Source organism: Larkinella ripae, from assembly GCF_054780775.1.
In genome coordinates this window covers 862417-887287 of record NZ_BAAGVR010000028.1, presented here as the reverse complement: position 1 = coordinate 887287, position 24871 = coordinate 862417, and the positions used below count along the sequence as shown (strand labels likewise).

The following is a 24871-nucleotide window of genomic DNA, read 5'->3' as shown; positions in this document are numbered from 1 at the left end:
TTCAAGAGTAAATGACATTGGAGAAGGGCGGCAGTTTCAGCAGATACGCCGAATTTTCGTCGCCCAGTTCAATGGCCCGAATCAGGTCTTTTTCGGCCTGCTTGAACTGTTCCAGCTTCATCCGGGCCATGGCCCGCCAGCGGATCGCGTCCGGTTGCTGCCCCCGAAAATACCAGACCGCTTTATCAAATTCCTTGAACGCATCGCCGAACTGATTCAACTGGTACAGCGCAATCCCGCGGTCCAGGTAAGAATCCGGAACGGTGTTATCCAGACTTAACGCATACGTCAGGTCGAAGAGCGCGGAGTAGACATTTTCATTCCGGAGGTGGCATTTACCCCGGTACGCAAACGCGATGGACGATTTGGGATACGCTTTAACGGCATCATCGAAAAAACGAAAGGCTTCGTCGTTCCGGTGTTGCTGAACCAGCTGAAGACCCGTGGCGAAACGCCGGCGATCTTTTTCCGCCGGCGTTTCGTGGTCAATGACGAAATACCGGACGAAAAGATAGAAGATGAAAAAGAGTCCAATTAATGCAACTTCCATGTGCTGAAATAGTCACGCAACCATCGAAAATACCGGAAAAACCCGGCTTTAGCAACTATATTCCTATTTTTCGAGCGTTTGCCGAACGGTTTTTGGCAAACTGCTCACAATCAATTCATACGAATGATCGATCCAGCACCGAAGGTCATTTTCCCGGACCGAACCGTTGATGAGGACCGTGTTCCAGTGCCGTTTATTCATGTGATAGCCGGGCCGAACCGCATCGTATTGCTCCCGCAGCTCTGCCGCCAGTTCCGGATCGCACTTTAAATTAACCGACAACGGGTTGGCATCCAGAGACGTGAGGGCAAATATTTTACCACCGACTTTAAACACCAGCGTTTCTTCCCCAAACGGTAAGGACTCGGTCGCGCCGGGCTTGCTCAGGCAATACGTACGCAGGGTTTCGATGTTCATCGGAGAATGGCGCGAACGATCATAACGATAAGACAAAACAGAAACATGATGATGGAAATCCGGTTGATACCGTGCATCATACGGATGTTCGTGTTCGTCGGGCGGCTGGGATCCGGTTTCTGGAAAACCCGGTAAAAATACCGGAACACATCGCCTAATTTGAAATAGTCACCTATTCGAGACATAGAATGCGTAGTTAATAAGGATGGATGACCAATGATGCACAATGAATTAGATCCTCTTGGATTAGAAAGCAGACTAAGCCGAATCATTGAGCATCCTTTATCATTCATACTTCAAGTTCGGGTTCGTTCCAGCGACCATCTTCTTTGATGAGTTCGATGAGCTCATCCACGGCGTTGTCGGAGTGAACGGATTTTTTAATGACTTGCTGGCCCCGGTACAACGAAATTTTATCTTTTCCGATTCCAACGTAGCCATAATCGGCGTCGGCCATTTCGCCCGGACCGTTGACGATGCATCCCATAATGCCAATTTTGATGCCTTTCAGGTGGTCGGTGCGCTTCCGAATCATGGCGGTCGTTTCCTGTAAGTCGAACAGCGTGCGGCCGCAGGACGGACAGGAAATGTACTCGGTTTTCGACATCCGGGTGCGGGCCGCCTGCAAAATCCCAAAAGCAAGGGAATTGTATCGGCTGGCGGTTTGCACGCGCTCCTTGTCCGGCATTTCGGGCAAACGGTCCGTCGCCAGCCAGACCCCGTCGCCCAGCCCATCGACCAGTAAACCACCCAGATCGGTCGCTGCATACAACTGCAGGGAGTCCCCCTGGCGATCCGGATAACTGCGGAGCGTGACCACCGGACAGGTGATGCCACGATTGATCAGCTCAACGTAAATCCGCCGGAGTTCAGCCATCGCGTGGTCGTTTTCGGTCCGGATCACCAATACCATCCGAGAATCTTCCGTCAATGCGTCAGCCAGCGACTCCGACCAGTCGTTCAGTCGAATTTTCAAAAAGTTCAAAACCGGGTGCAGCTTTTGGGGCTGCGTCCGGTTTTCCAGGTAATCAGCCGCGTTCAGCAACGGAAATTTGTGAACCGTGTCTGAATGGGAAAGCCAGGTGGCGTAGTCCTGGATTTCTTTCAGGCCGTTTGGCAACATAAACGAAGCGGGCCGGGAAGCGGTATAAATGTAATCCGCACCCAGATCGTTCATCCGCCATTTATCGGGAACCGGCAGGTAAAAATGACCGATGGGCCGTAATTGCTCGTGCTCGGTTACCGGAATTTGGGCAAAATCGGCAATAACGCGCGGAACGTTGATGCCGCCCAAATTAGCCACTTCGTGCGTTTTCCGGCGCGTATATTGAAAGGGATCGATGGGGTACGATTTAATGGGAGGAATCGGCGCGTGTCCGGCACGGTTGGTATACCGGTCGATCAGAGCTTGTGCCACGGGAGCTTCCAGTTCCGGATCTTCAGTCAGCGAAACGCGTACGGTATCACCCAGCCCATCTTCCAGTAAGGTGCCAATCCCGACCGCCGATTTGATCCGCCCGTCTTCCGCTTCGCCCGCTTCGGTTACCCCGAGGTGCAGCGGATACGGTTTTAAGCCCTCTTCGTCAAGGCGTTGCACCAGCAAGCGGTACGCTTCGACCATCACCTGCGGGTTGCTGGATTTCATCGAAAGCACAATGCTGTAGTAGTGCTCGTCTTCGCAAATTCGGAGAAATTCCAGCGCCGATTCCACCATGCCGAGCGGGGTATCGCCGTACCGACTCAAAATCCGGTCGGAGAGCGAGCCGTGGTTGGTGCCAATGCGCATGGCGGTGCCGTATTCCTTGCAAATCGAAACGAGAGGCAAAAACTTAGCCCGAATGCGGTCCAGTTCAGCCGCATAGGAGGCATCCGTGTACTCAATTACCTCAAACCGTTTCCGGTCGGCGTAGTTGCCGGGATTGATCCGGACTTTCTCAACGATGCGGGCGGCTAGTTCGGCGGCATTGGGAGTAAAGTGAATATCGGCCACCAGGGGCGTGGTATAACCGCGGGCCCGCAATTCCTTGCGAATGTTTTCGAGATTTTGTGCTTCCTTGACGCTCGGGGCCGTAATCCGGATGTATTCACAACCCGCTTCAATCATCTTGATCGATTGTTCCACCGAACCCAGGGTATCCATCGTGTCGATGGTGGTCATGGATTGCACCCGAATGGGAAAGTCGGAACCCAGCGGAACCGCCCCGATGGGAACAGTGATGGTTTTTCGGCGCGAGTATTCGGTTAACGAGTTGCAATAGAGAGCCGGTTTTTCGGCTGGTTGTACAGAAGACGGTGTTGCGAAGTCAAGCATAGCCTAAACAGCGAGTACGGAAGAGTAAACAAAGGTACGAAACCGAATTGTTTTCCGCGCAGAAGCTAATTATAGAACCGATTTTTGACCAAATATGTTCACAAAGAGGTAACGAAAATATGGTCGCAAACTACTGAAAGACAGTGAATTGCCTTATTCTTCAACTTTTGTTCCTTCATCGACCCGAATGATGTAAGCCGAACCGCCCTGGCGTTCGATGGCTTCGGCAACAGCCCCGGCATGGCCGGGTGCGTAGGCAAACATACAGCCACCGCCCCCCGAACCGTTGATTTTGCCACCCAGCGCCCCGGCATTCAGGGCGGCTTCGAGCATGCGGTCAATTTTGGGAGTCGAGATGCGTTGGGCGTCGCGCAGGTTCGCGTGGTGCCGGTTGAGTAAATTGCCCAGCCGAATGTGATCCAGATCGGCCGATTCCAGCACCTGCCGGGCCTCACGCAGCAGATCGCGATTCGATAGGGTGCCTTCCAGCAGGGTATTCTCACCACCCGACAAATAAGACCGGTAATCGTCGATTTCCAGCATATCTGCCGTGTGCAGCGAAAATTCCGGGTTAACGGCTTCAATTTTCCCGACAATTTCGTTGACGCCGTTCCGCAACCGCCCCAGGATGTTCAGCGTATCTTTAGGCTCCTGCGAATCGCCGAGCACGAAAGCGCCCAGTTTGGGCCGCAATTCTTCAATTTCGATTTCCGGTTCCGACTCCAGGTAAATAACATCCCCGATGGCGGTGGAATAATGATCCATCATGCCGCCGGGTTCGCCAAACTCGCGGGTTTCGGCTTCGTTGGCCAGATTTCCGATCTGCTGGCGGCTCAGCAGCCGCGGTCGGTTGCTCAACCGCATTAGAAAATGGAGCCAGGAAGCGACCAGCGCCGATGAGCTTGAAGTGCCCGAATTGATCGGAATGGTGCCACGCACTTCGCATTCCACCCCTTTTGAAAACCGGAATCCGTGCCGCACCAGGACATTGTAACTGCTCCGAAAGTAATCGCGCGGTTTGGTGTAGACCAGGCTGGAACCCGACAATTCGAATTCTTCGCGCGCGTTAATGTCCGGAAGGTTAATGATGATCCTGTTGTCGTTCCGCTGCCGGCCGGTGATCCGAATGCGCCGGTTAATGGCGGCCGCAATAACGGGCAGACCCAGATAATCCAGATGTTCGCCGAATAGGCAGATACGACCGGGTGTGGAAACACTGATTTCGCTCATCACCAATTTGTTTTTTTGCTACCAACGAGGGCGTAATACAAGATATAGCTTAACAACGGCAGAATCAGCGCGTAGGCCAGTTTCGGACTTACCGCATCGGTGAGGTAACCGTGTAGCAGCGGCAGGATGGCTCCCCCCGAAATGCCCATAATCAGCAGGGCCGACCCTAATTTAGTAAACCGTCCCAGGCGGTTGAGCGCCAGCGGCCACATCGCCGGCCAGATGGGAGCGATGGCAAAACCGAGCAGTGCAATGCACAATACGGAGGTGAAACCGTCGGTTAACAGCGCGCCAACCGTCAGAACCAGGCCCAGGCTCGTGCCGTAAAGCAGGGATTTTTGCTGGGAAACAAAGCGCGGAATCAGCACAATGCCCAGAATGTACCCCCCCAGCATCCCGTAGAGGGTGTAAGCGGTAAAGTATTTAGCCTCGTTGTTGGAAAAACCGATGGACGTTCCGTAGTTGATGATCGTGTCACCCGAAATAACTTCGACCCCGACGTAGCAAAAAATGGCGATAACGCCCAGCACCAGGTTGGCGTGTTGCCAGATGCTGTTCGTTGATTCGGAGTGCGTTTTGACGGGTCCGGTTTCGTCATCTTCCTGCTCTTCGGAAGCTTCCGGTAAGGAAGAAAACCGGATGAGCAGGGCGAAAACAATCAGAACGGCCGTCAAGATCAGGTAGGGAGTCACCAGTTTTTCCAGCGACTGCGACGCCGATAGGGCATTACCCCCGGAAAATAAAATGCTGCCAAAAATAAACTGGCTGAAAATTCCGGCCAGCTTATTGGCAACGCCCATGATGCTGATTCGCTGGGCGGCACTTTTACGCGGTCCCAGAATCGTTACGTACGGGTTGGAAGCCGTTTGGAGAACCGTTAAGCCAATGCCGATCAGGAATAATCCCGTCAGAAATAAGGGGTAAGAAACCGCCTTGGCCGCCGGAATAAAAATAAGCGTTCCGATCGCCATGACGATCAAACCCAGCGACATCCCATTTTTAAACCCGGTTTTTCGGAGCAGCCAGGCCGACGGAATGGCCATGAGCGTGTAGGAGATGAAAAAGGCAAAGGCTACTAAATTGGAACCGACCGTACTGAGTTGAAAAGCCTGTTTGAAAAACGCAATCAGAACCCCGTTTACCCAGGTAGTAAATCCGAATATGGAAAACAAGACGCCAATAATCACCAACGGGAAAAAATTACTGTTCGTTGAATTCCGGGTTGCAGTCGGGATCATTTTTTTGAAGTTTAAAAATGCGCGAGCGGTTGTGCGTTGAATGAAAACGAACGTCCAATATATTTTGAATTATTTTAATAAGTAAGGATTTATTCGCATTCGCTGAAAATTAACCAAATTAATAGGCATCGTTGAGGGCAAAAATGGGCTTGTTTGTTTTCCATTTACCCCGTGTAAAATCCGGGATTTCAATGGGTTTGCTGCCTTTGGCAATGGATTCTTCGGAGAGCGGGCTGATGGCGCTCCAAACCGCAGCGTCGTAAACATCGATTGGGGGCGGCACCTTCCGTTTGACCGATTCGATAAAGGCGCGGATCACGAAAAAATCGATGCCGCCGTGGCCGGCATTTTCGGCGGTCTGGGCGTGGCGTTTCCAGAGCGGGTGATCGTATTTTTCCTGGTATTCCTTGAATGGCTCCCACTGGTGCGGTTTTTGACTCGTACCTTCCAGGTAAATCGTTTTGCCATCGTCCATCCAGACACCTTTTGTGCCCTGCGCCCGGAAGCCCAGTGAATAGGGACGGGGCGAGTTGGTGTCGTGCATGATGACGATGTTTTCGCCGTTGGCGCACTGAATTACGGTCGTGACTATATCGCCCAGTTTGAAGTTGACTTTCGCATTCGGGTGGTTCGGGCCGCCCTTATCGACCACATAGTTGTGCAAACCGCGCGCTTTGGTGGCCGTGGAGGTCAGGTGCAAAAACCGGTTTCCCCGGTTGATATCGAGCCAGTGGGCGACCGGTCCCAAACCGTGCGTGGGGTACAAATCGCCGTTGCGATCAACGGAATGCTGGGTGCGCCAGCGGGCTTCCGAGTATCCTTTGGCACCAAATTCGGCCCCAATGCCCTGTTTAACCGTTCCGTCATTGAATTTGATGTTGCGCAAATCGTGCTGATAGCCGCAATGGGCGTATAGCATTTCGCCGAACATGCCCTGCCGAATCATGTTCAGAACCGCCATGACGTCGCGCCGGTAGCAGACGTTTTCCAGAATCATGCACGGTTTTCCACTTTTTTCCGACGCGTCGATCAGATCCCAGGATTCCTTCAGCGTGACCGTGGCCGACACTTCCACGCCCGCGTATTTCCCGGCTTTCATGGTGGCGACGGCCATCGGAACGTGCCATTCCCATGGCGTGGCAATCACGACGCCATCAATGTCGTCGCGTTTGAGCATGTTCTGGAAATCTTCGTCATTCTTGCCAAAAACCGCCGGTTCGGCCCGGCCCGCTTTGGTGATCATGGCCTTGGTGTGCCGGATGGCTTCGGGGTCGATGTCGCAAATGGCCGTGATCGCTACATCGTTACGGTAGAGCGCCTGTTCGACGTGGCTGCGCCCGCGACCCCCCACGCCAATAAACGCCAGCCGTACGTTGGCATCCTGGGCGGGTGCGCCCGTTAAAATGGCCGGAAACAGGTGCGCGGAGGAAACCGTGGCGGCTGCCGACCGCAGAAATAGACGTCGATTGGTTTTCAAAGGGTGTCGTGGTTTAGGAAGTTCGGGTGACTTCACCGTAAAAAAATAAGAAAATATCGGTAGAGCCAAAAATTGACCCGAATAGTTGAGGGTGAAGGCCTTCGCGGGCCCTGGACAATCCGTACAATATACGGTTTTCGGATAATTTGGACTACTGCACGTTTCGTATGAACCAAAACGAGTACCGGGCTGTTAACCCATCAGAACTCACTAAAATATCTCCTGAAAGCGGATTGTCTCACCGCTTGACGGCTTAAATGTGTTGCAGACAACCTTTCTGACGACATTTTGGTCGAGATAATTGCTAATCGTAATGCCGGTTTTCCGGCGCTGACAGAATGGATAAAAAACGGGTAGCGGTGTTCCGAAAGGAGCATTTCAATGCGGCTCACCGTCTCCACAATCCGGCGTGGTCGGAGGAAGAGAATCAGCGGTTTTTTGGCAAATGCAACAATCCGAATTACCACGGTCATAATTACGAACTGATTGTTCAGGTTACGGGCGAAGTGAATCCGGATTCGGGCTATGTGATGGACATGAAAGTCCTCGGGGATTTGATCAAAAACCGGGTTACGGATAAATTTGATCACAAAAACCTGAATCTGGATACCGACGAATTCAAGACCCTGAACCCCTCCGCCGAAAACATTGCGATTGTTATATACGATTCGCTGCGCAGCCAGCTTGACTCATCTCTGGAATTGAAAATTAGACTCTATGAAACCGAACGGAACTTCGTTGAATACCCGGTCTAACGGCCATCACCTCAATTATGACCTGCTGAATGATGTGTCGGTCGATGAAATCGGTGATGATCACATGACCACTTCCCTGGAAACGCCCATGCGGGAGGGTGCCTTTGACCTGACTGATGACGCGAAAGTGGAGCTAATTCAAGGGCATTTTCGCGAAATCATGAACATTCTGGGCCTCGACCTGAATGACGACAGCCTGAAAGGAACGCCCCGGCGCGTGGCCAAAATGTACGTGAAGGAAATTTTCAGCGGACTGAATCCGGCCAAAAAACCGAAGGCAGCTTTGTTTGAGAATAAGTACCAGTACAAGGAAATGCTGGTCGAAAAGAACATAACCGTTCAATCGCACTGTGAACACCATTTTGTGCCGATCCTGGGCCGGGCGCACGTAGCCTACATATCGAGCGGGAAGGTGATCGGTTTGTCGAAACTAAACCGCATTGTGCAATATTTCGCCAAACGGCCACAGGTTCAGGAACGACTGACGGTGCAGATTGCGGACGAATTAAAAAAAGTGCTGGAGACCGAGGATGTAGCCGTCGTGATCGACGCCCGGCATTTGTGCGTGTCGATGCGCGGGGTGCAGGATGTCAACAGTTCTACCGTAACCGCCCACTACGGCGGCAAATTCAAGGACGACGATGCAACCCGTCAGGAGTTTCTCCGGCACGTCAGCGAACCAACAGCAGCTTTATAAGGAAGTAGTAAGAACGACGGACGATGAATGAGCTAGCGCGAAGCAACCCATTCATCGTCCATCATGCATACAGTATCGTTTTTTAAACAAGTGTTCCTACGCGGTCGAGGAGCGCTTTTGTTTTTTTAATGCCTTCGTATTCGCTCAATGTTGATCCTTCGTATTCGATGCCGACGATGCCTTTGAAGCCGCTGTCTTTCACAATTTTCATCATGCGCATGTAGTCCGTATCGGTGCAGTTGCCGCTGGCATCGAAATCGTGGGCTTTGGCGCTGACCCCTTTGGCAAATGGCATCATTTCCGAGACGCCTTTGTAGCGGTCGTATTCTTCAACACACTTGCCGCCCCATTCCGATCCGTCACTGCGTTTGATGCAGAAATTGCCAAAATCCGGCAGAATACCGACATTTTTCATATTCACCTGCTTCATCACCCCCGTGAGCCACTGTCCATTGGACGAATAACTGCCGTGGTTTTCCACGATCACGTTGATGTTCATGGTTTTGGCAAATTCCCCCAGTTTCCCCAGGCCCTCGACGGCGGCTTTGGCTACTTCATCCTCCGTACCTTTGCCAAACGCGTTTACCCGGATGGTTTTACAGCCCAGCGTTTTGGCGCATTCGACCCACGGTTTGTGTTTTTCAACGGCGTCGTTGCGTTTGGCCGCGTCGGTTTCGCCCAGGAAACCTTCGCCGTCGATCATAATCAGGTGATTCCGCACGCCATTGTCTTTACAGCGCATCATCAATTCTTTCAGGTAGGTTGCATCTTTGGCTTTGTCCTTGAAAAACTGGTTGACGTACTCGACAATTTCAATCCCGAATTCATTTTTGGCGAGCGCCGGAAAATCGAGGTTTGTAATTTTTTTCTCGTTGAACAGCGCTTTATGGAGCGACCATTCGGCCAGTGAAATCTCGAAGAACGGTTTTTTCGCTGCAAATTCGGCCCAGGCCGGAAGGGCGGCCGATGCAGCCGACAGGGCGCCGATTTGCTTTAAAAAGTGGCGACGTGAAAACATAGAAATACTTGTTAGGTTAGTGATTCCCGAAAACCGGGTGGACTATTACGGCAAGATAACGAAAAAGCTTGGGTTGCCGGCTGCCGGTTTGGTACCGAATTCGTATGTGATTGGTAATGAAAATTTTATAAGTTTTACGCAGTAAATCCTGTCCCACGTCGTCAAAAAGCTGCTCCCAAACGAGCATTTGAAAGCGCCTGAAATAGAATGGAATAGGGATCATTGAAATAATTCTCGCCTTTAGTTGCACCCATAAATTACCGGTTACTGAGGTGAAAAATAACTTGATGACGGGCAAAATCCGAAAATTACAGTCTGATAATCCCCCCAAAAAGGCCGCTTAATAACAATCCGTTTTTAGGGGCAACTTACCCTGGACTTACCCTGAGAAGGAAAAAGGCCCTCTGCAGCGTGTACGAGGGCCTTTTTAACCGGGATATGAATACAACCTGAATTAAGTATCTCATTTGAGCACTAAATTCTCACCGAAAATTACAAAAAACTTCATAATGGTCAACTTTTTTTCAAGGATTTTTAAGAAAAAGTTTTGCAATTATGGGCGATAAACCCTAGTCATCATTCGTCATAAAATGCTTTTGATTGGTCGAAATATTGGAGATGGTCCACTTTACATCACCCGAAAACGGCTGCGCCCGCACCGGACAATCCGCAATCCGGCAATAATGGCAGCATTCGGGTAAACACGGATCGGTATGGATGAAAATTTCGACTTCGGTGTTGATTTCCCGCTTGATGATTTCCTCAAATTCGTGGACTTCCTGGTGAACCTGCGCCAGACTCCAGTAATAGGGCAGGGTCAGGTGGCAATCGATGTGTAAATCAGCGCCGTATCGTTGCACCCGCAGGTTGTGAATGTCAATCCAGTTGCTGCTTTTGTGCTGGTTCAGAATGTCGAGGATGCGCTGCAGCAGGGCCAGATCGGTTTCGTCCATCAACCCGGCTACGGACTGCCGGATAAGCCCAAAACCGTTCCAGATGATCAGCCCCGACAGCACCAGTGAAATCACACCGTCGAGCCAGGTCAAGCCGGTCAGCAGAATGGCCCCGATGCCCGCCACCACGATCAGACTGCTCAAACTATCGGTCAGCAAATGGCGACCGTCGGCAATGAGCGTAATGGAATTGGTCGCCCGCCCGTTGCGCACCAGCAACCAGCCGACCAGGGCGTTGGCAACGGTTGTAAGCGTAATGAGCCCGACGCCCCAGCCAAGATTCGAAATCGACTGCGGTTCTATAAAAGACTGTATGGCCTGCGCGATGATGAAAAAACCGGCTGATAAAATTAAGGCGCCCTCAAACCCCGATGAAAAAAACTCAATTTTGCCGTGGCCGTACGGGTGATTCCGGTCGCGCGGCAAACCGGACAGGTAAATGCTGTAAAGCGCAAAACCGCTGGCAATTACGTTAATGATTGATTCCAGCGCGTCCGTTAAAATGGACGTTGACGACGTCAGCCACCAGGCGGCAAACTTGATCAGCACCAGCGTAACGCTTAATCCGAGTGAGATTGACATCCACTTGTATTTAATTCGTTGACTGGGCAGCATGAAACCGGGGGCTGGTTATAGCCTGCAAAGGTAGCAAACTGTTAAGGATTTCTCTTTACCTTTGCCAACATGGAGTTCACCGATAATCCCTGGAAAACGCTTACGTCAACGGTTGCCTACGAAAACAATTGGCTGAGAATCAGGCATGAAGATGTTTTAACGCCCTCAAATACGCCGGGTATTTACGGCGTCGTCAGTTTCAAGAATAAAGCCGTCGTGGTGGTTCCGATTGACCAGGAAGGCTACACCTACCTGGTAGGGCAATACCGCTACCCCCTCAATGAGTATTCGTGGGAAGTTCCGGAAGGTGGTGCGCCCATCGGCACCGACCTGCTCGAATCGGCCCGCCGTGAACTGAAGGAAGAAACTGGCCTCGAAGCCGCCACCTGGACCATGATAGGCCGCATTCACACCTCAAATTCGGCCACCGACGAGGAAGGCTTTCTGTACATCGCCGAAGACCTGTCGCAGGGCGCGCATGAACCGGAAGAAACCGAACAATTACAAATCCGACGGGTTTTACTGAGTGATGCGGTTGAAATGGTGATGAACAGCGAGATCACCGATGCGCTCAGTGTCTGCGCCCTGCTGAAAGTGGCGCGGTTGAAACAGATTTGAGTACAATGATAGTAGCCATTTTATACGGTTTAGTAGCGGGAATCTTACTTTGTCTAACTTTCGGAACCGTATTTTTCTCTTTGATGCAGAATAGCGTCGATAACGGCTATCGGTCCGGCATCAAGATTGCGTTCGGGGTGGTGGTTTGTGACGCCATATTTGTCGTTTGTGCCCTGTTTGGTACGGCTTTCCTGCCTAAAATTGACGGTTTTGAAGTCTACCTGACCTTGTTTGGGGTTTTATTGCTGCTGGCGATGGGGGTTGCCAATCTTTTTAAAGGTACCCCGCGACTGGCCTACCCTAAAACCCGGTTTGGTAACTTTCTATACTATTTTACCACCGGTTTTGTCTTAAATGCGATTAATCCCATCAATTTTATTACCTGGGTAACGCTGGCGGCTTATCTCACCAATTCGCTGCATTACAGCCCGGTCGAGCGGTACGTCTTTATGGCGTCTTCCTTGGTGGGGATTTTTGCGACCGAATCAGCGCTGGCGGTTTTTGCCCACAAACTCAAGCGGTTTTTTACCCCCAAAGTGGTGTTGATTTTCAACCGAACCACGGGCATCGTTTTCATTTTCATCGCCCTGCAACTGGCCTGGACGCGGTTGTATGATCCGCTGATTGCCATGCTGAAATAGCAATTATTTCCTGAATGCCCACATCGGGTATCAAGTCATCCGTTGACACAAGAACCCCCGATGGATTTGCCTTTGTTAAGCTCCATCGGGGGGTTGGATTTCGTTCTAAAAGATTTTGGTCAGACTTGTCTGGGCTCCCGGATGGAATCCGCTTCGATGCCCTGCGTTTTCAGGAAGCCTTCCCAATCCGCAATCAGATTCTTTTTTAAGACCCGCGGAAATTTGTGCTGACCGCCCAGCTTCCCCTTGGTTTCCATCCATTTGTAAAAGGTAGCCGTGGGCAAGGCCGTCACGAAAACATCCTTGAGGGCGTGTTTTCGTTCAACGGCGTAATCGTCATTCAATTCCTTTAATTTGGTGTCAATCAAATTTTTCAAAACCGCTTCGTCCACCGGATCGTCCGTGCCGATGTACCAGTGGTGGGCAAACAAAGTTTCGTGGGAAATCCCGGCCACCGTAAATTCGCGAACATTAATTTTCAGATCACGGGAAGCCAGTTCAACGGCTTTGTTCATGTTATCGACCGAAAGGTGCTCCCCGCACAGGCTCAGAAAATGTTTCGTCCGACCAGTGATGACAATTTCGCAACGTTTTTTGGAGACAAACCGGATCGTGTCACCAATCAAATACCGCCAGGCACCTGAACAAGTTGAAATTAGCAGGGCGTATTCCTTACCTTCTTCCACCTCGTCGATCATCAGCGTCTGCGGTTTTTCAACCACCTCACCGTCGGCATTGAAATTATCATCGTTGAACGGGATAAACTCAAAGAAAATACCGTTGTCGAGCACCAGTTGCATGCCCACGGCGTTCGGATGCGTCTGGTAGGCAATGAAACCCTCCGAGGCCAGGTACGTTTCAATGTAGGTGATGGGGCGACCCAGGAGGTGCTCAAAGCCTTTTTTATACGGTTCAAAGGACACTCCGCCGTGGCAGAACACCATCAGATTCGGCCAGATGTCGTGAATAGTTTTGACCTTGTAGTGCGCAATGATTTTTTCCATCAGGAGCTGAATCCAGGCCGGAACGCCCACCACAAAACCGATGTCCCACTGCGACGCCTGTTCGGTAATTTCATCCAGTTTCAGCGCCCAGTCCCGTTCCTGCGCAATATCTTTCCCCGGTTTATAAAATTGCTGGAACCAAAACGGAATTTGGCTGGCCGTAATCCCGCTCAAATCGCCTTCGAAATGGTTGCCCCGGTAATTGAGGGTGGTGCTGCCGCCCAGCATCAGGAAGCCCTTTTCGTAAAGTTGTGACGGCAGGTGCTGGTAGCGACTCAAACTCAAAATCTGTCGGATGCTGGTTTTCTGAATCGCTTTCGACATGGTTTTGGTCACCGGAATGTATTTGGTCGCGGCTTCCGAGGTGCCCGAACTCAGCGCAAAATACTTCACGCGGCCCGGCCAGCAAACGTTTTTTTCCCCGTTCACCGAGCGCTGCCACCAGTCTTTGTGAATTTTGTTGTAATCGTAAATCGGAACAAATTCCTTAAACTTGGTGTAGAACTCTTTTTCGTCGTCAAAAAAGGCCGAATTTTCGATGTCTTCAAACTGAAAAGCCTGCCCAAATTGTGTGTAGCGGGCTTTGCCGACCAATTTGACAAACGTTTTCTTCTGTAATTTAAGCGCATTCAGCTTTTTTCGTCTGACAATGTTCGTCAGCGAAATTCCTCCTTTAAGTAAGCTTCCCAATAAGGCCATACAGTCAGAGCGTTTATGAGGGTTGGCGGACAGGTTCGATGGCTTGGATGATCTCCGTGGACTCCGGTTTCGGAATGGAACCCGTGCGTTCGTTGATGTTCCAGGCTTTCATATCGGCCAGAATTTTATAATCGGTCAGATCGAGCTGACAGGGCACCACCGCCGTACAGTTTTGCGACAGGGCATATTCGTCAGTGTCCTCGCCGGTATCGTCGTTGACAAATTTGCCCGACATCCAGAAATAGCTGCGGCCATACGGATCTTTGCGCTGGTCGAACTCTTCCTGCCAGCGGGCGTCGGCCTGGCGGCAAATCCGGATTTCGCCCAGCGGTTTTTCAGATTTAGCCGGGAAGTTGACGTTCAGGGCAACTCCTTTCGGAATGCCGTTTTCCAGCGCGTGTCCGGCAATTTTTAAAATGTGATCGTGCGTGTGCGTAAAATCCGGGTCGTGGCTGTAATCACAAAGGGAAAAACCGATGGCCGGAATTCCTTCTATGGCCGCTTCAATGGCCGCCGACATCGTGCCCGAATACAATACGCTGATCGAGGTGTTGCTGCCGTGGTTGATTCCGCTCACCACCAGATCCGGATTCCGGTCTTTCAGCACAAAATGTTTGGCGAGTTTGACGCAATCGGCGGGTGTGCCGGAACATTCGTAAGCGGGAATGCCCGGAAACAGATCGCTTTCGAATAAGCGGAGGGGCGAGGCAATCGTAATGGCGTGGCCCATTCCGGACTGCGGGCTGTTGGGCGCAACCACCACGACCTCACCCAGTTGGTTCATTAAAGAAACGAGCGTTCGAATGCCTTGGGCGGTAATGCCATCGTCATTCGTGACTAAAATTAACGGTTTTTGATCCGACATACTTCTTCGTTTTCTTGTTTACTGGTGGCCAAAGGTACGGAATAATGAAATGAGAAAACCGATTTAAGTCGGACACCGGTAGTTTTTCATCCATCCTCTTTTCGCCTATTTTTGACGTTCAAACCCATTCAGCCGCATGTCACTCGAATTTAAAACCGCCACCATTGCCGATATAGCCTCTATAATAGCGCTCCAGGAGCAGATTTGGGAACCGACGTACCGCGCCATTCTCGATCAGGAACAGATCACGTATATGTTTCAGGCCATTTACTCGCAGGAAGCGCTGGAGGAGCAAATGACCGCCGAAAATCAGATTTTTATTCTGGCCTATTCGGATCGGCAACTGGTCGGTTTTGCGTCGTATTCCCGGAATGCGGCCGATGGGGAACGGTTTAAATTGCACAAAATCTACGTGTTGCCAACCGAACAGGGCCGGGGAACCGGTAGGCTATTGTTGCAGGAAGTTGTCCGGCGGTGCCTGGCGTTGGGGGGAAACCGCCTGTACCTCAATGTAAACCGCTACAATAAAGCCCGGCAGTTCTACGAACGGCTGGGCTTTCGGGTGGTCCGGGAAGAAGACATTCCGATTGGACCGTACTGGATGAATGATTTTGTGCTCGAAAAAGAATTAGTGACTTATTGACGATGCCTGACTCCGGTACCCCTGCAGGGGCGAATAGCCCCGGGTTTCTTTGGCGTAATACCCACTTCCGTCGTAGGCTCGCAACTCCGGATCCGTTTTGCATTCGTCGCGGCAGGTTCCCTGGTGTTCGGCACCACAGGCTTCGCAGAGGGTTACGTGGTTGTTGCAGGCCGGGCTCGCGCAGTTAATCATCCGGTCGGAGGGTGATCCGCAGCGGTAGCAGCTGGAAATAACCGCCGGATTCACCTGGTTAACGTCCACCGCCACCCGGTTGTCGAAAACGTAACACTTCCCGTCGAAATCTTCCCCGCCGGCTTCAAGACCGTACTTGATGATGCCACCGTGGAGCTGGTAGACGTTTTCAAAACCCTGATCGAGCAGATAAGCACTGGCCTTCTCGCACTTGATGCCGCCCGTGCAGTAGGTAATGACCTTTTTCTTTTTCAGGTGGTCAATTTCGGCCATGTGCTGCGGCAATTCCCGCAGATTCTCCATGTCGAAGGTAATGGCGCCCTTGAACTTGCCAACCGAATGTTCGTAGTTCGACCGCATATCGATCAGCACCACGTCGTCCTCGTCCTTCATTTTTTTGAACGCATCCGGTTCCAGGTGAATGCCGGTTTTCACCAGCGGATCAACGGGCAGGTCCGAATTCACGATCTCGTTTTTCAGCCGGACGTTCAGTTTCTGAAAGGCGTGTTCGTCGGATTCGTCCACCTTGAACTCCAGGCTGGCGAAGCGAGAATCGGCTCTCACCGTCCGCATGTATTCGTCACAGTCGGCTGGTGAACCCGAAACTGTCCCGTTCAACCCTTCGGCCGCTACGATAATTCGACCCAGCAAATTCAGCCGAATGCACAACTGATGATGTTCGTCGCGAAACTGCGCGGGGTCTTCTAAGGTTGTATAACAGTAATATAATAAAACGCGATAGGGCTTCATAACACAACAGGACCTGTAATCGGTTAACACACAAAGATACAAAAAGTATCCCTGACGATTACGTTGGGCATAAAAGCGATCGATCATGCACATTGCCATTACCGGAAACATTGGAGCCGGAAAAACAACTTTAGCTACGTTGCTGGCGGATCATTACGGCTGGAACATTCTGAACGAAGCGGTGGAAGGGAATCCGTATCTGGTTGATTTCTACGATGATATGAAGCGCTGGTCGTTCAATCTACAAATCTATTTTCTGAATAGCCGGTTTGAACAGATGCTCACCATCAATGCCGGTGGGCAGTCGGTCGTGCAGGACCGGACCATTTATGAAGATGCCCACATTTTTGCCCGAAACCTGCACGAAAGCGGTTTCATGAGTCCGCGCGATTACCAGACGTATCGCCGGGTTTTTGAAAACATGCTGGCGCTGGTGCACCCGCCGGACCTGATGATCTACCTGCGCGCGGGCCTCCCAAAACTTCAGGAACGCATCCGGATGCGGGGCCGGGCGTATGAAAAATCCATCAGTCCCGACTACCTGGCCAGCCTCAACCGGTTGTATGAATCGTTCGTGGCGGAGTATTCAGCTGGTCAGTTGCTGGTGATCGACGTCGATGATTTAGATTATGTAAAAAATCAGGCGGACTTGGCCTTCGTAATCGGGAAGGTGGACCGCGTCTTGAACAGCCTATAGCAGCCAGATCCGGTTCGCTGGGGGGTAAAAACCGCACCGCTGTATCCCAATGCTTACAAAACCGATGCCTGCTGGTCAGGTGTCCAGACTATCATTTTCTTTCGCTTTCATAAAGGCGGTTTTCAAAAAGCGTATCGACACGGGCATGATAGGGCATTAATAAGGGTTATTCCACGATGCCTTCTTTCGCTCACCTCAAAATCAGCCAACGTTAAAAACGGAATTATCCTGAGTAATAACCGGCAGTTCCGGATGGAAAAAACCGTAACTTTTTTCCTGAAGGCTGTATTCGCTTTTTACCGCAATGCCTTAGAACGCTTTGGCGAGTTTTTCAGTCTGGCAAAGTTTTTTCTGAAAAATTATTTGGAAATCAGAATGTTCTGGGGTTTTAGTTTGCGAAAATTTGCCCAGGACTTCGCCTAATTTCCTGCCTCACATTTAAATCTGATTGAAATTAACCTGAATTTCTGGTGAGGAAAATTACGTTGAACCAACTAAAATTTTAGGATCAATTTTTGTTAGGTATACTTAATTATCAGACATTGGTATATATTCACACGAAATAATCTAAATTTAACCATTTAGAAGTTCTGCACCTTTCATGAAACGATTTCTTTGCACGCTGCTGGCCTTGCTGGTGTTTTTACAGTGGGGTGAGGCCCAGACGGAAACCGTGCGGTTTAAGCATATCACGACCAACGAAGGACTTTCGCAAAGCAATGTTACTGCCATTGTGCAGGATAAAAGAGGGTTTATGTGGTTTGGCACGCAGGATGGACTCAATCGCTACGATGGGTATTCCTTTACCGTCTACCGGAACGACCCCAATCAGCCCACCAGCCTGAGTGATAATTATGTCCGGGCGCTGTATGTTGACCGGAAAGGGCGACTCTGGATTGGCACCGACGATGGTGGCCTGTCCATGTTCGATACAGAAACGGACAATTTTACCCTCTATCGCCATCAAAAAAACAATTCGAACAGTTTGAGTCATAACCGGGTGACGGCTATTTCGGAAGATCGGCAGGGCAATCTCTGGTTGGGTACGGACGGGGGATTAAACCGGTTTAACCCCGAAAACCGCACGTTCACCCGGTATACCCACCAACCGGCTGTCGCCGGTAGCCTGAGCAGTGACTTTATTCGGGATGTGTTGGTCGACCGAAACGACCAGGTCTGGATTGCGACGTTTGGGGGCGGTTTAGACCGGCTGGAGAAAGACACCGGCACTTTTCATCACTATCGGCACCGGCCGGCAAATCAGCAGTCCCTGAGTCACGATAACCTTAAAAAATTGTTTCAGGACTCTCAGGGGCGGCTTTGGATCGCCACGGAAGGCGGGGGGCTGAACCGGCTCAATCCTGATCAACAATCATTTACCCGGTTTTTGCACTATCCGGCGGTTCCGACTTCAATCAGCCACAATGACCTGAATTCGCTGGGTGAGGACAACCGGGGTAATCTTTGGGTCGGTACCGAAAACGGGGGCATCAGCGTACTGCCTAAAAACCGCACCGACTTTATTCACTATCCCTATGACGAAAACGACGAGGGCGGACTCAACAATGGGTCGGTGTATGCCATTTGCCGCGATCGGAGTAACAACATGTGGATTGGAACGTACAGCGGGGGTATCAACTTTTTCGATCACGAACCGGTCAAATTTATTCTCTACCAGAAAAATAAGAACAATCCCAATAGCCTGAATAACAACAACGTTATGGCGGTTTTGAAGGACCATGAAGGCAATTTGTGGATGGGCACGGACGGCGGAGGACTGAATGTCCGGATGAGTGCCGGAAACCGGATTGTCCGGTACCGCTACGACCGCGCCGACGCGGGCAGTGTGGGCAGTAATTTCATCATGAGTGTGTTTCAGGACAGCGACCGGGATATCTGGGTGGGAAGTTACAAAGGCGGATTAAGCCGGTGGCAGAAATCGACGGGCACATTCGTAACGATCGGGCCGCGGGCCGACGCGAAAGGACTCAGCCACGAAACCGTCAGCACCATCATCGAAGGAAAAAAAGGAGAGATCTGGTTGGGCACCATTGGCGCCGGAATCAGCCGGTATGATAAAACGAGCGGAACGTTTACCCATTTTCGCCCTGACCCATCCCGACCCGGAAGCATCAGCCAGGGTTACATCAGTTCCCTTTGCTACGACCGCAAGGGTAATTTATGGGTTGGCACTGAGGGCGGGGGGCTAAACCTGTTTCACCCCGCCACCGGTACCTTTACGGCCTACCGGCACCAGCGCGATGCGCCCGGGAGTCTGAGTCACAACCTGATCAATAGCCTCTACGAAGATGTACGGGGACAATTGTGGGTGGGCACCAACGGTGGCCTAAACCAGTTTGATCCGCAGAAAAAAACCTTTGTAGCGTATCGCAAAAAGCAGGGACTCGCCAATGAAATTATTCAGGCCATCACCAGCGACCGGAAGGGTAACATCTGGGTCAGTACAAATAAAGGCCTGTCGAAACTGGATCTGAAAACCAAAACCTTCCGGAACTTTGATGCCAATGACGGTTTGCAGAAAAGCTCTTTTAATCGCATGGCGGTTTTCAAAGCTCCCCAGGGCGAAATGTATTTTGGGGGTGTTCAGGGGCTGAACGAGTTCAATCCGGACAGTCTGCGCGACAATCCGTTTGTGCCCCCGGTATACATTACCAACGTGCAGGTATTCGACGAGCCGGTTTCAAACCAGGCCAACCGCCTGTCATTGTCGCCTGAGGACAACACGGTGACCTTTGAATTTGCTGCCCTGAATTACTCGCTGCCCGAAAAAAACCAGTATGCGTACAAACTGGACGGTTTTGACAAGGACTGGAATTACAAAAACAAACGGGTCGTTACCTACACCAACCTGGACCCCGGCTTGTACACGTTTCTGGTGAAGGCGTCGAACAATGACGGGGTCTGGAACGAAAATCCGGCCAGCTTTCGGGTCGTCATCAAACATCCGTTCTGGCAAACGTGGTGGTTTGGCGCCCTGATTGCCATTGCCTTTCTGGCTAGTCCCAATTTTATCTACCGCTGGCGAACCCGCGCTCTGAAAGCCCAGAAAGAAAAACTGGAAGAAATTGTGAGCGAGCGGACGGCGGAGGTGCTGTATCAGAAAGAAGAACTCCAGACGCAGTCGGAACACCTGCAAACGCTGGTGGAGGAAATCCACGAACAGCGGTTGCAGGAGCAGAAAGCGCGGGAAGAAGCCGAAAAAGCCAATCAGGCCAAAAGCGTTTTCCTGGCAACCATGAGCCACGAAATCCGCACGCCCATGAACGGGGTGTTGGGCATGACCTATCTGTTGCAGGAAACCGAGCTGTCGGAGGAGCAAAACGAGTACGTCGATACCATTTACCAGTGCGGCACCAATCTGCTGGGCGTCATCAACGACATTCTGGATTTTTCCAAAATCGAATCCGGCAGTATGGATCTGGAGGAAGGCGACATTGACCTGCTGCACTGCGTGGAAGAAGTGCTTGATCTGTTTGCCGGAAAAGCCGCCGAAACCGGGCTCGATCTGGTTTATCAGTTTGAGCATAATGTGCCCCTGCACATCATTGGCGATGCTTTGCGACTGCGGCAGATTCTGATCAATCTCGTCGGGAATGCCGTTAAGTTTACCCACAAAGGCGAAGTATTCGTCCGGGCTGATGTGAGGCAGCGCATCAGCGATCAGGAGTTGGAACTGGTGTTTCAGGTGCGGGATACGGGCATCGGAATACCGGAGGACAAGCGGCAGCGGCTTTTCAAGGCGTTTTCCCAGGTTGACTCGTCCATGACCCGGAAATACGGCGGAACCGGACTGGGACTGGCCATCAGCGAGCGCCTGGTTAAACTGATGGGCGGTTCCATTTCCGTGGATAGCCAGGAGGGTCTGGGCACCACCTTTACGTTCACCATTCAATGCCGGATCAGCCAGCAGGCGCAACGGCATTACATTTTGTTCAATACCATTGAAAACAACGGGAAGCGGGTGCTGATCGTCGATGACAACCAGACGAATCTAACCATTCTGAAAACCAAACTGGAGCAGTGGAAACTGACGCCGGTGGTGTCATCTTCGGGCGCTCAGGCGCTGGAATTACTGGCCGATAAGACGCCTTTTCACCTGATCATTACCGATATGCAGATGCCGGGCATGAACGGTGTCCAGCTGGCCCAAAACATCCGGGCCGATTACCCCCGCCTGCCGATTATCCTCCTGAGTTCCGTGGGGGAAGAAACGCGGAAAGCCTATTCGGACCTGTTCTCGGCGGTTTTAACCAAGCCCATTCACCAGCAGCAGCTTTTCGACCTCGTGCAGCGGCAACTCAAACAGGCCGATGAGATTTCGGTACCGGTCGCCCGACCCTCACAACAACTATTATCAGCCGGTTTTGCCAAAGAGCATCCGCTGACGATTCTGGTCGCTGAGGATTATCTGGCCAATCAGAAGCTGATCCTGAACATCCTGCATAAACTGGGTTATGAACCCCACCTCGCCCAGAACGGCCTGGAGGTATTGACCATGCTGCAGAAACAACCCTACGACACCGTTCTGATGGACGTGCAGATGCCCGAAATGAACGGACTGGACGCAACCCGCCAGATTCGGCGGCAGACGGGATACCAGCCGATCATCATTGCGATGACGGCCAACGCCATGAAGGAAGATCAGCAGGAGTGCCTCGAAGCCGGTATGGATGATTACATTTCCAAACCCATTTTGCTCAATGTGTTGAAAACCGCCCTGGAGCGGGCTTCGATCCGGCGGCAGGAACAGGTTCCGTGATCGCAGGCTGTCTATAAGCACAAAAACCGCCTTTGTGGGGCGGTTGCTGTTGTCAAAACGGAGGTAATAATCGCTAAACGTGTCCACGGAGGGATTCGAACCCTCACACCAGTACGGCACCACCCCCTCAAGATGGCGTGTCTACCAATTCCACCACATGGACCGGAAAACCTTATTTTTGTGGATGCAAATGTAGGAGTTGGGCCTCAAAAAACCAAGCTACGATTTATATTCCCGAAAATTCGGTAGCCGGTGAGTATACATGATGGTTTAATCTCTTTTTAATGCAAAACGTCTTAGGGATTTTGTTGCCTGATTTTCAGCGGCAAATTCCCGTTATCAGCGGACGCATGGCTTCTGTCTGATTCGTTTATCATAGGTTAGCACCGAACCTGGCTCTTCTCCCGACAGAGGAGCCAGTGTTTTTTCCGCCTTGGAGAACGTCATTCGGTGGGAAATACGGTCAACTCCTTTTATTCTGCTTCTTTATTCCCTTTCCTCCAATAAAATCATTAATTCGTCAATGGCTGCGCGGATGTTGTTCCGAACGTCCAGAATGGATGCTTCCATCATGTAACAGGGGGCCGTAATGATTTTATACGTCTGATCGACCGAAATTTCCCGCACGGTTTTCAAAACGGCCTGCTGACCCAGGGAAGTTAGCCCGTCGGCAATGCCCTTAATTTCGTAAGGGCTGTCTTCCTGGTCGGTACCCACCGTCAGCTCAGCTGAAATGCCGCTGCCTTCCAGTGCCTTGGCAATGGTGGTCGGACTCATGCACAAGCCGACAATCGGTTTTTTCAACGAAATCAAATCCAGAATCAACTGCCGGACCGGCTCCAGAATGGGACCTTCCGGACCTTCAAAGGCCCATTTCGTGAGGTTCTTGGCCGTTCCAAAACCGCCGGGTATCACCAGCGCGTCCAGTTCATCGACCGCCAGCGAAGCTAGGCTCCGGATGTTGCCGCGCGCAATCCGGGCCGACTCCACCAGCACATTCCGCGATTCCGGCATTTCTTCGCCCGTCAGGTGGTTGACAACGTGGTATTGATCCAGGTCCGGTGCAAAACAAACGGCTTCGGCCCCCACTTCGGCCAGGGCCAGCAGGGTCAAAACCGCTTCGTGAATTTCCGTTCCGTCGTAAACACCGTTTCCGTGTAACAAGACGCCAATTTTCATAAACCGGGGGGTGATTGAGGTGATTTATTCGGGAAAATTAAGCCAAAAAGTTGTAACTTCAAGGTTTCGTTTTCACCTTCGTTTGGCAGAAAAGAAACCGTTCTGTCAGCGAACCAACAGTAAATACGACATTCAATATGGCAATGGAATTAACCGGTAAACTGGTCAAAGTGTTACCCGAACAAAGCGGGCAGGGAAAGAATGGAACCTGGACGAAACAACAATTTGTGATCGAAACGATCGACCAGTTTCCCAAACAAGTCTGCCTGATGGCCTGGGGCGATAAAACCGGCGAACTGGCCCAATTTGCACCCGGCGATACCATGCGGCTTGCCATCAGCATCGAATCGCGGGAGTACAACGATCGCTGGTACACCGATGTGCGCGCCTGGCGGATCGAATCGGCCGAAGGCGCCGAACAGCAACCGGCATCGGCCCCGGCAGCCGCTCCCCGCCGGTCGGAATCGCGGCCCGCTAACGACCGTCCGCTGACCTCATTTGAAGAAGACGACAACGGCCTACCTTTTTGATTTGTGAACCTGCTTTCGGGCGGTTTTCAGGTGACCGAAAACCGCCCGGATCATAGGTTGGCAAACAACTTCTCCATGCTTTCGTCGATCTGTTGCTGCAGCTTCTCCGGTTTTTTCGGAACAATCCCTTCGACGATGCCCCGCCAGACCATTTCATTCTGTCTGGGATCAATCAGGTGAACATCAATGGTTCCCTGCCGGTATTTTCCCACTTCCACTTCCCGACTCCGCCAGCTGTAGCGCCGTTGCCCGATGTAGTAGGGCGGATCGGTCCGGATATCCGTTTGCCGGGTTTGCGTCTTTTCATCGACGGCGATGCCGATATTCATCATCAGATCGGGCTGCGATTCGACCCGGCGCAGGCCTTTTCGGGTCAGCTGATTTTCGATGGATTTCTTCAGGGCATCGACCTGTGAGCGGTAAAAGCCGCTTTGGGGAATATCGCCCGTCGATTCAATGTCGGCAAACGCGTAGGTTTTATATTTCGCAAGCGAAAAATTGGCTGCGGGCTCGGTTTTGACTACCCGGACCGTGCTGCAGGCCGCAAGGAGGGTTATTAAAAGCAGGAAGCTATACGTCAGGCTTGTTTTCATGCCGATACGGAATAGTGCTAAAAACCGCCGGTTTGGTAAGGCGGTTTTGTTCTAACCGGAAAGGCGGATGAATGTTGGTAAATTGAATGGAATGCAATAAAAATCCCGCTTCGGGGCCGAAAGCGGGCGGAGAAAAAAATCAAGTGATCCGGCTGGGATTCGAACCCAGGACCCATACATTAAAAGTGTATTGCTCTACCAGCTGAGCTACCAGATCGGAAGAAGATTTAACAATTAAAAATGAACAACCCAATTAAAAATTGTCTGGTAATTATTCATTTTTCTAGGTGATCCGGCTGGGATTCGAACCCAGGACCCATACATTAAAAGTGTATTGCTCTACCAGCTGAGCTACCAGATCGAAAAGGAGCAGACGAAAAGAAATGATGCGTATCGTAACCTTCCTACTTTTACCTTTT

Annotated in this window: 22 protein-coding genes and 3 tRNA genes; 8 read left to right on the top strand and 17 right to left on the bottom strand. The window is 51.4% G+C overall.

Annotated elements, in window-relative coordinates; genetic code table 11:
• Position 1: 1 nt before the first annotated feature.
• The 7 genes from ACYVHX_RS25545 to ACYVHX_RS25515 form a co-directional block, all read right to left on the bottom strand.
• Positions 2-550 carry a tetratricopeptide repeat protein gene (locus ACYVHX_RS25545; protein WP_460674529.1) on the bottom strand — a complete coding sequence of 183 codons (549 nt, stop codon included), beginning with the start codon at positions 548-550 and terminating at the stop codon, positions 2-4.
• A 63-nt stretch (positions 551-613) separates the two neighbouring features.
• Positions 614-967 (bottom strand): MmcQ/YjbR family DNA-binding protein, encoded by a 354-nt coding sequence (locus ACYVHX_RS25540; RefSeq protein ID WP_460674528.1) that lies wholly within the window; start codon positions 965-967, stop codon positions 614-616.
• Positions 964-1152, bottom strand: a complete 189-nt coding sequence (locus tag ACYVHX_RS25535) for a DUF6728 family protein (protein WP_460674527.1) — start codon at positions 1150-1152, stop codon at positions 964-966. The genes ACYVHX_RS25540 and ACYVHX_RS25535 overlap by 4 nt, the downstream gene beginning before the upstream one ends.
• 104 nt (positions 1153-1256) lie before the next feature.
• Entirely contained in the window at positions 1257-3278 is a 2022-nt protein-coding gene (gene ispG / locus ACYVHX_RS25530; RefSeq protein WP_460674526.1) for a (E)-4-hydroxy-3-methylbut-2-enyl-diphosphate synthase, read from the bottom strand.
• Positions 3279-3431: 153 nt separating this feature from the next.
• Positions 3432-4508: a mevalonate kinase family protein gene (locus ACYVHX_RS25525; RefSeq protein WP_460674525.1), complete on the bottom strand. Its 1077-nt coding sequence runs from the start codon at positions 4506-4508 to the stop codon at positions 3432-3434.
• Positions 4508-5746, bottom strand: coding sequence for a sugar MFS transporter (locus ACYVHX_RS25520; RefSeq protein ID WP_460674524.1), 1239 nt, complete (start codon positions 5744-5746; stop codon positions 4508-4510). Before ACYVHX_RS25520 ends, ACYVHX_RS25525 begins: the two co-directional genes overlap by 1 nt.
• Positions 5747-5864: 118 nt before the next feature.
• Positions 5865-7163 carry a Gfo/Idh/MocA family protein gene (locus ACYVHX_RS25515; protein ID WP_460674706.1) on the bottom strand — a complete coding sequence of 433 codons (1299 nt, stop codon included), beginning with the start codon at positions 7161-7163 and terminating at the stop codon, positions 5865-5867.
• 398 nt (positions 7164-7561) lie between these two features.
• Here ACYVHX_RS25515 and ACYVHX_RS25510 point away from each other — a divergent pair, with 398 nt between their 5' ends.
• Positions 7562-7978: a 6-pyruvoyl trahydropterin synthase family protein gene (locus ACYVHX_RS25510; RefSeq protein WP_460674523.1), complete on the top strand. Its 417-nt coding sequence runs from the start codon at positions 7562-7564 to the stop codon at positions 7976-7978.
• Entirely contained in the window at positions 7941-8675 is a 735-nt protein-coding gene (folE, locus tag ACYVHX_RS25505) for a GTP cyclohydrolase I FolE (RefSeq protein WP_460674522.1), read from the top strand. The genes ACYVHX_RS25510 and folE overlap by 38 nt, the downstream gene beginning before the upstream one ends.
• 82 nt (positions 8676-8757) lie before the next feature.
• Here the strand turns inward: folE and ACYVHX_RS25500 are convergent, their stop codons facing one another.
• Together ACYVHX_RS25500 and ACYVHX_RS25495 are read right to left on the bottom strand one after the other, a co-directional pair.
• Complete coding sequence (locus tag ACYVHX_RS25500) at positions 8758-9693, bottom strand: sugar phosphate isomerase/epimerase family protein (protein WP_460674521.1); 936 nt, start codon at positions 9691-9693, stop codon at positions 8758-8760.
• 569 nt (positions 9694-10262) lie between these two features.
• Positions 10263-11261, bottom strand: coding sequence for a cation diffusion facilitator family transporter (locus ACYVHX_RS25495; RefSeq protein ID WP_460674520.1), 999 nt, complete (start codon positions 11259-11261; stop codon positions 10263-10265).
• 69 nt (positions 11262-11330) lie between these two features.
• Between ACYVHX_RS25495 and ACYVHX_RS25490 the strand changes: the two genes are divergently transcribed.
• Complete coding sequence (locus ACYVHX_RS25490) at positions 11331-11879, top strand: NUDIX domain-containing protein (protein ID WP_460674519.1); 549 nt, start codon at positions 11331-11333, stop codon at positions 11877-11879.
• Between the two features lie 5 nt (positions 11880-11884).
• Positions 11885-12520: a LysE family translocator gene (locus ACYVHX_RS25485; protein ID WP_460674518.1), complete on the top strand. Its 636-nt coding sequence runs from the start codon at positions 11885-11887 to the stop codon at positions 12518-12520.
• Between the two features lie 119 nt (positions 12521-12639).
• On the opposite strand, the gene ACYVHX_RS25480 is transcribed toward ACYVHX_RS25485, so the two are convergent.
• Positions 12640-14223 (bottom strand): GH3 family acyl-acid amido synthetase, encoded by a 1584-nt coding sequence (locus tag ACYVHX_RS25480; protein WP_460674517.1) that lies wholly within the window; start codon positions 14221-14223, stop codon positions 12640-12642.
• Between the two features lie 13 nt (positions 14224-14236).
• Positions 14237-15088 (bottom strand): 5'/3'-nucleotidase SurE, encoded by an 852-nt coding sequence (surE, locus tag ACYVHX_RS25475; RefSeq protein WP_460674516.1) that lies wholly within the window; start codon positions 15086-15088, stop codon positions 14237-14239.
• Between the two features lie 136 nt (positions 15089-15224).
• Between surE and ACYVHX_RS25470 the strand changes: the two genes are divergently transcribed.
• The gene (locus ACYVHX_RS25470; RefSeq protein ID WP_460674515.1) at positions 15225-15731 is read left to right on the top strand and encodes a GNAT family N-acetyltransferase; all 507 of its coding nucleotides are present in this window, start codon (positions 15225-15227) and stop codon (positions 15729-15731) included.
• On the opposite strand, the gene trhO is transcribed toward ACYVHX_RS25470, so the two are convergent.
• Positions 15717-16673, bottom strand: coding sequence for an oxygen-dependent tRNA uridine(34) hydroxylase TrhO (gene trhO / locus ACYVHX_RS25465; protein ID WP_460674514.1), 957 nt, complete (start codon positions 16671-16673; stop codon positions 15717-15719). The two genes, ACYVHX_RS25470 and trhO, sit on opposite strands and share 15 nt — an antisense overlap.
• 85 nt (positions 16674-16758) lie before the next feature.
• Here trhO and ACYVHX_RS25460 point away from each other — a divergent pair, with 85 nt between their 5' ends.
• Positions 16759-17370: a deoxynucleoside kinase gene (locus ACYVHX_RS25460; RefSeq protein ID WP_460674513.1), complete on the top strand. Its 612-nt coding sequence runs from the start codon at positions 16759-16761 to the stop codon at positions 17368-17370.
• Positions 17371-17971: 601 nt separating this feature from the next.
• Positions 17972-22150, top strand: a complete 4179-nt coding sequence (locus tag ACYVHX_RS25455; protein ID WP_460674512.1) for a hybrid sensor histidine kinase/response regulator — start codon at positions 17972-17974, stop codon at positions 22148-22150.
• Between the two features lie 80 nt (positions 22151-22230).
• On the opposite strand, the gene ACYVHX_RS25450 is transcribed toward ACYVHX_RS25455, so the two are convergent.
• Positions 22231-22313, bottom strand: a tRNA-Leu gene (locus ACYVHX_RS25450).
• A 323-nt stretch (positions 22314-22636) separates the two neighbouring features.
• Positions 22637-23329: an isoprenoid biosynthesis glyoxalase ElbB gene (elbB, locus tag ACYVHX_RS25445; RefSeq protein ID WP_460674511.1), complete on the bottom strand. Its 693-nt coding sequence runs from the start codon at positions 23327-23329 to the stop codon at positions 22637-22639.
• A 137-nt stretch (positions 23330-23466) separates the two neighbouring features.
• Here elbB and ACYVHX_RS25440 point away from each other — a divergent pair, with 137 nt between their 5' ends.
• Positions 23467-23859, top strand: a complete 393-nt coding sequence (locus ACYVHX_RS25440; RefSeq protein WP_460674510.1) for a DUF3127 domain-containing protein — start codon at positions 23467-23469, stop codon at positions 23857-23859.
• A gap of 50 nt (positions 23860-23909) precedes the next feature.
• Here ACYVHX_RS25440 and ACYVHX_RS25435 read toward each other — a convergent pair whose 3' ends face one another.
• The 3 genes from ACYVHX_RS25435 to ACYVHX_RS25425 form a co-directional block, all read right to left on the bottom strand.
• Positions 23910-24452: a DUF4136 domain-containing protein gene (locus ACYVHX_RS25435; RefSeq protein ID WP_460674509.1), complete on the bottom strand. Its 543-nt coding sequence runs from the start codon at positions 24450-24452 to the stop codon at positions 23910-23912.
• Between the two features lie 144 nt (positions 24453-24596).
• Positions 24597-24669: transfer RNA gene (locus ACYVHX_RS25430), tRNA-Lys, on the bottom strand.
• 71 nt (positions 24670-24740) lie between these two features.
• Positions 24741-24813 (bottom strand) — tRNA-Lys (locus ACYVHX_RS25425).
• Between the last annotated feature and the right edge of the window lie 58 nt (positions 24814-24871).

Bases quoted from the DNA above. Each gene is read 5' to 3' on its own strand.
- ACYVHX_RS25545 (WP_460674529.1), bottom strand. From the start codon at position 550: ATGGAAGTTGCATTAATTGGACTCTTTTTCATCTTCTATCTTTTCGTC.
- ACYVHX_RS25540 (WP_460674528.1), bottom strand. From the start codon at position 967: ATGAACATCGAAACCCTGCGTACGTATTGCCTGAGCAAGCCCGGCGCG.
- ACYVHX_RS25535 (WP_460674527.1), bottom strand. From the start codon at position 1,152: ATGTCTCGAATAGGTGACTATTTCAAATTAGGCGATGTGTTCCGGTAT.
- ispG (WP_460674526.1), bottom strand. From the start codon at position 3,278: ATGCTTGACTTCGCAACACCGTCTTCTGTACAACCAGCCGAAAAACCG.
- ACYVHX_RS25525 (WP_460674525.1), bottom strand. From the start codon at position 4,508: ATGAGCGAAATCAGTGTTTCCACACCCGGTCGTATCTGCCTATTCGGC.
- ACYVHX_RS25520 (WP_460674524.1), bottom strand. From the start codon at position 5,746: ATGATCCCGACTGCAACCCGGAATTCAACGAACAGTAATTTTTTCCCG.
- ACYVHX_RS25510 (WP_460674523.1), top strand. From the start codon at position 7,562: ATGGATAAAAAACGGGTAGCGGTGTTCCGAAAGGAGCATTTCAATGCG.
- folE (WP_460674522.1), top strand. From the start codon at position 7,941: ATGAAACCGAACGGAACTTCGTTGAATACCCGGTCTAACGGCCATCAC.
- ACYVHX_RS25500 (WP_460674521.1), bottom strand. From the start codon at position 9,693: ATGTTTTCACGTCGCCACTTTTTAAAGCAAATCGGCGCCCTGTCGGCT.
- ACYVHX_RS25495 (WP_460674520.1), bottom strand. From the start codon at position 11,261: ATGCTGCCCAGTCAACGAATTAAATACAAGTGGATGTCAATCTCACTC.
- ACYVHX_RS25490 (WP_460674519.1), top strand. From the start codon at position 11,331: ATGGAGTTCACCGATAATCCCTGGAAAACGCTTACGTCAACGGTTGCC.
- ACYVHX_RS25485 (WP_460674518.1), top strand. From the start codon at position 11,885: ATGATAGTAGCCATTTTATACGGTTTAGTAGCGGGAATCTTACTTTGT.
- ACYVHX_RS25480 (WP_460674517.1), bottom strand. From the start codon at position 14,223: ATGGCCTTATTGGGAAGCTTACTTAAAGGAGGAATTTCGCTGACGAAC.
- surE (WP_460674516.1), bottom strand. From the start codon at position 15,088: ATGTCGGATCAAAAACCGTTAATTTTAGTCACGAATGACGATGGCATT.
- ACYVHX_RS25470 (WP_460674515.1), top strand. From the start codon at position 15,225: ATGTCACTCGAATTTAAAACCGCCACCATTGCCGATATAGCCTCTATA.
- trhO (WP_460674514.1), bottom strand. From the start codon at position 16,673: ATGAAGCCCTATCGCGTTTTATTATATTACTGTTATACAACCTTAGAA.
- ACYVHX_RS25460 (WP_460674513.1), top strand. From the start codon at position 16,759: ATGCACATTGCCATTACCGGAAACATTGGAGCCGGAAAAACAACTTTA.
- ACYVHX_RS25455 (WP_460674512.1), top strand. From the start codon at position 17,972: ATGAAACGATTTCTTTGCACGCTGCTGGCCTTGCTGGTGTTTTTACAG.
- elbB (WP_460674511.1), bottom strand. From the start codon at position 23,329: ATGAAAATTGGCGTCTTGTTACACGGAAACGGTGTTTACGACGGAACG.
- ACYVHX_RS25440 (WP_460674510.1), top strand. From the start codon at position 23,467: ATGGCAATGGAATTAACCGGTAAACTGGTCAAAGTGTTACCCGAACAA.
- ACYVHX_RS25435 (WP_460674509.1), bottom strand. From the start codon at position 24,452: ATGAAAACAAGCCTGACGTATAGCTTCCTGCTTTTAATAACCCTCCTT.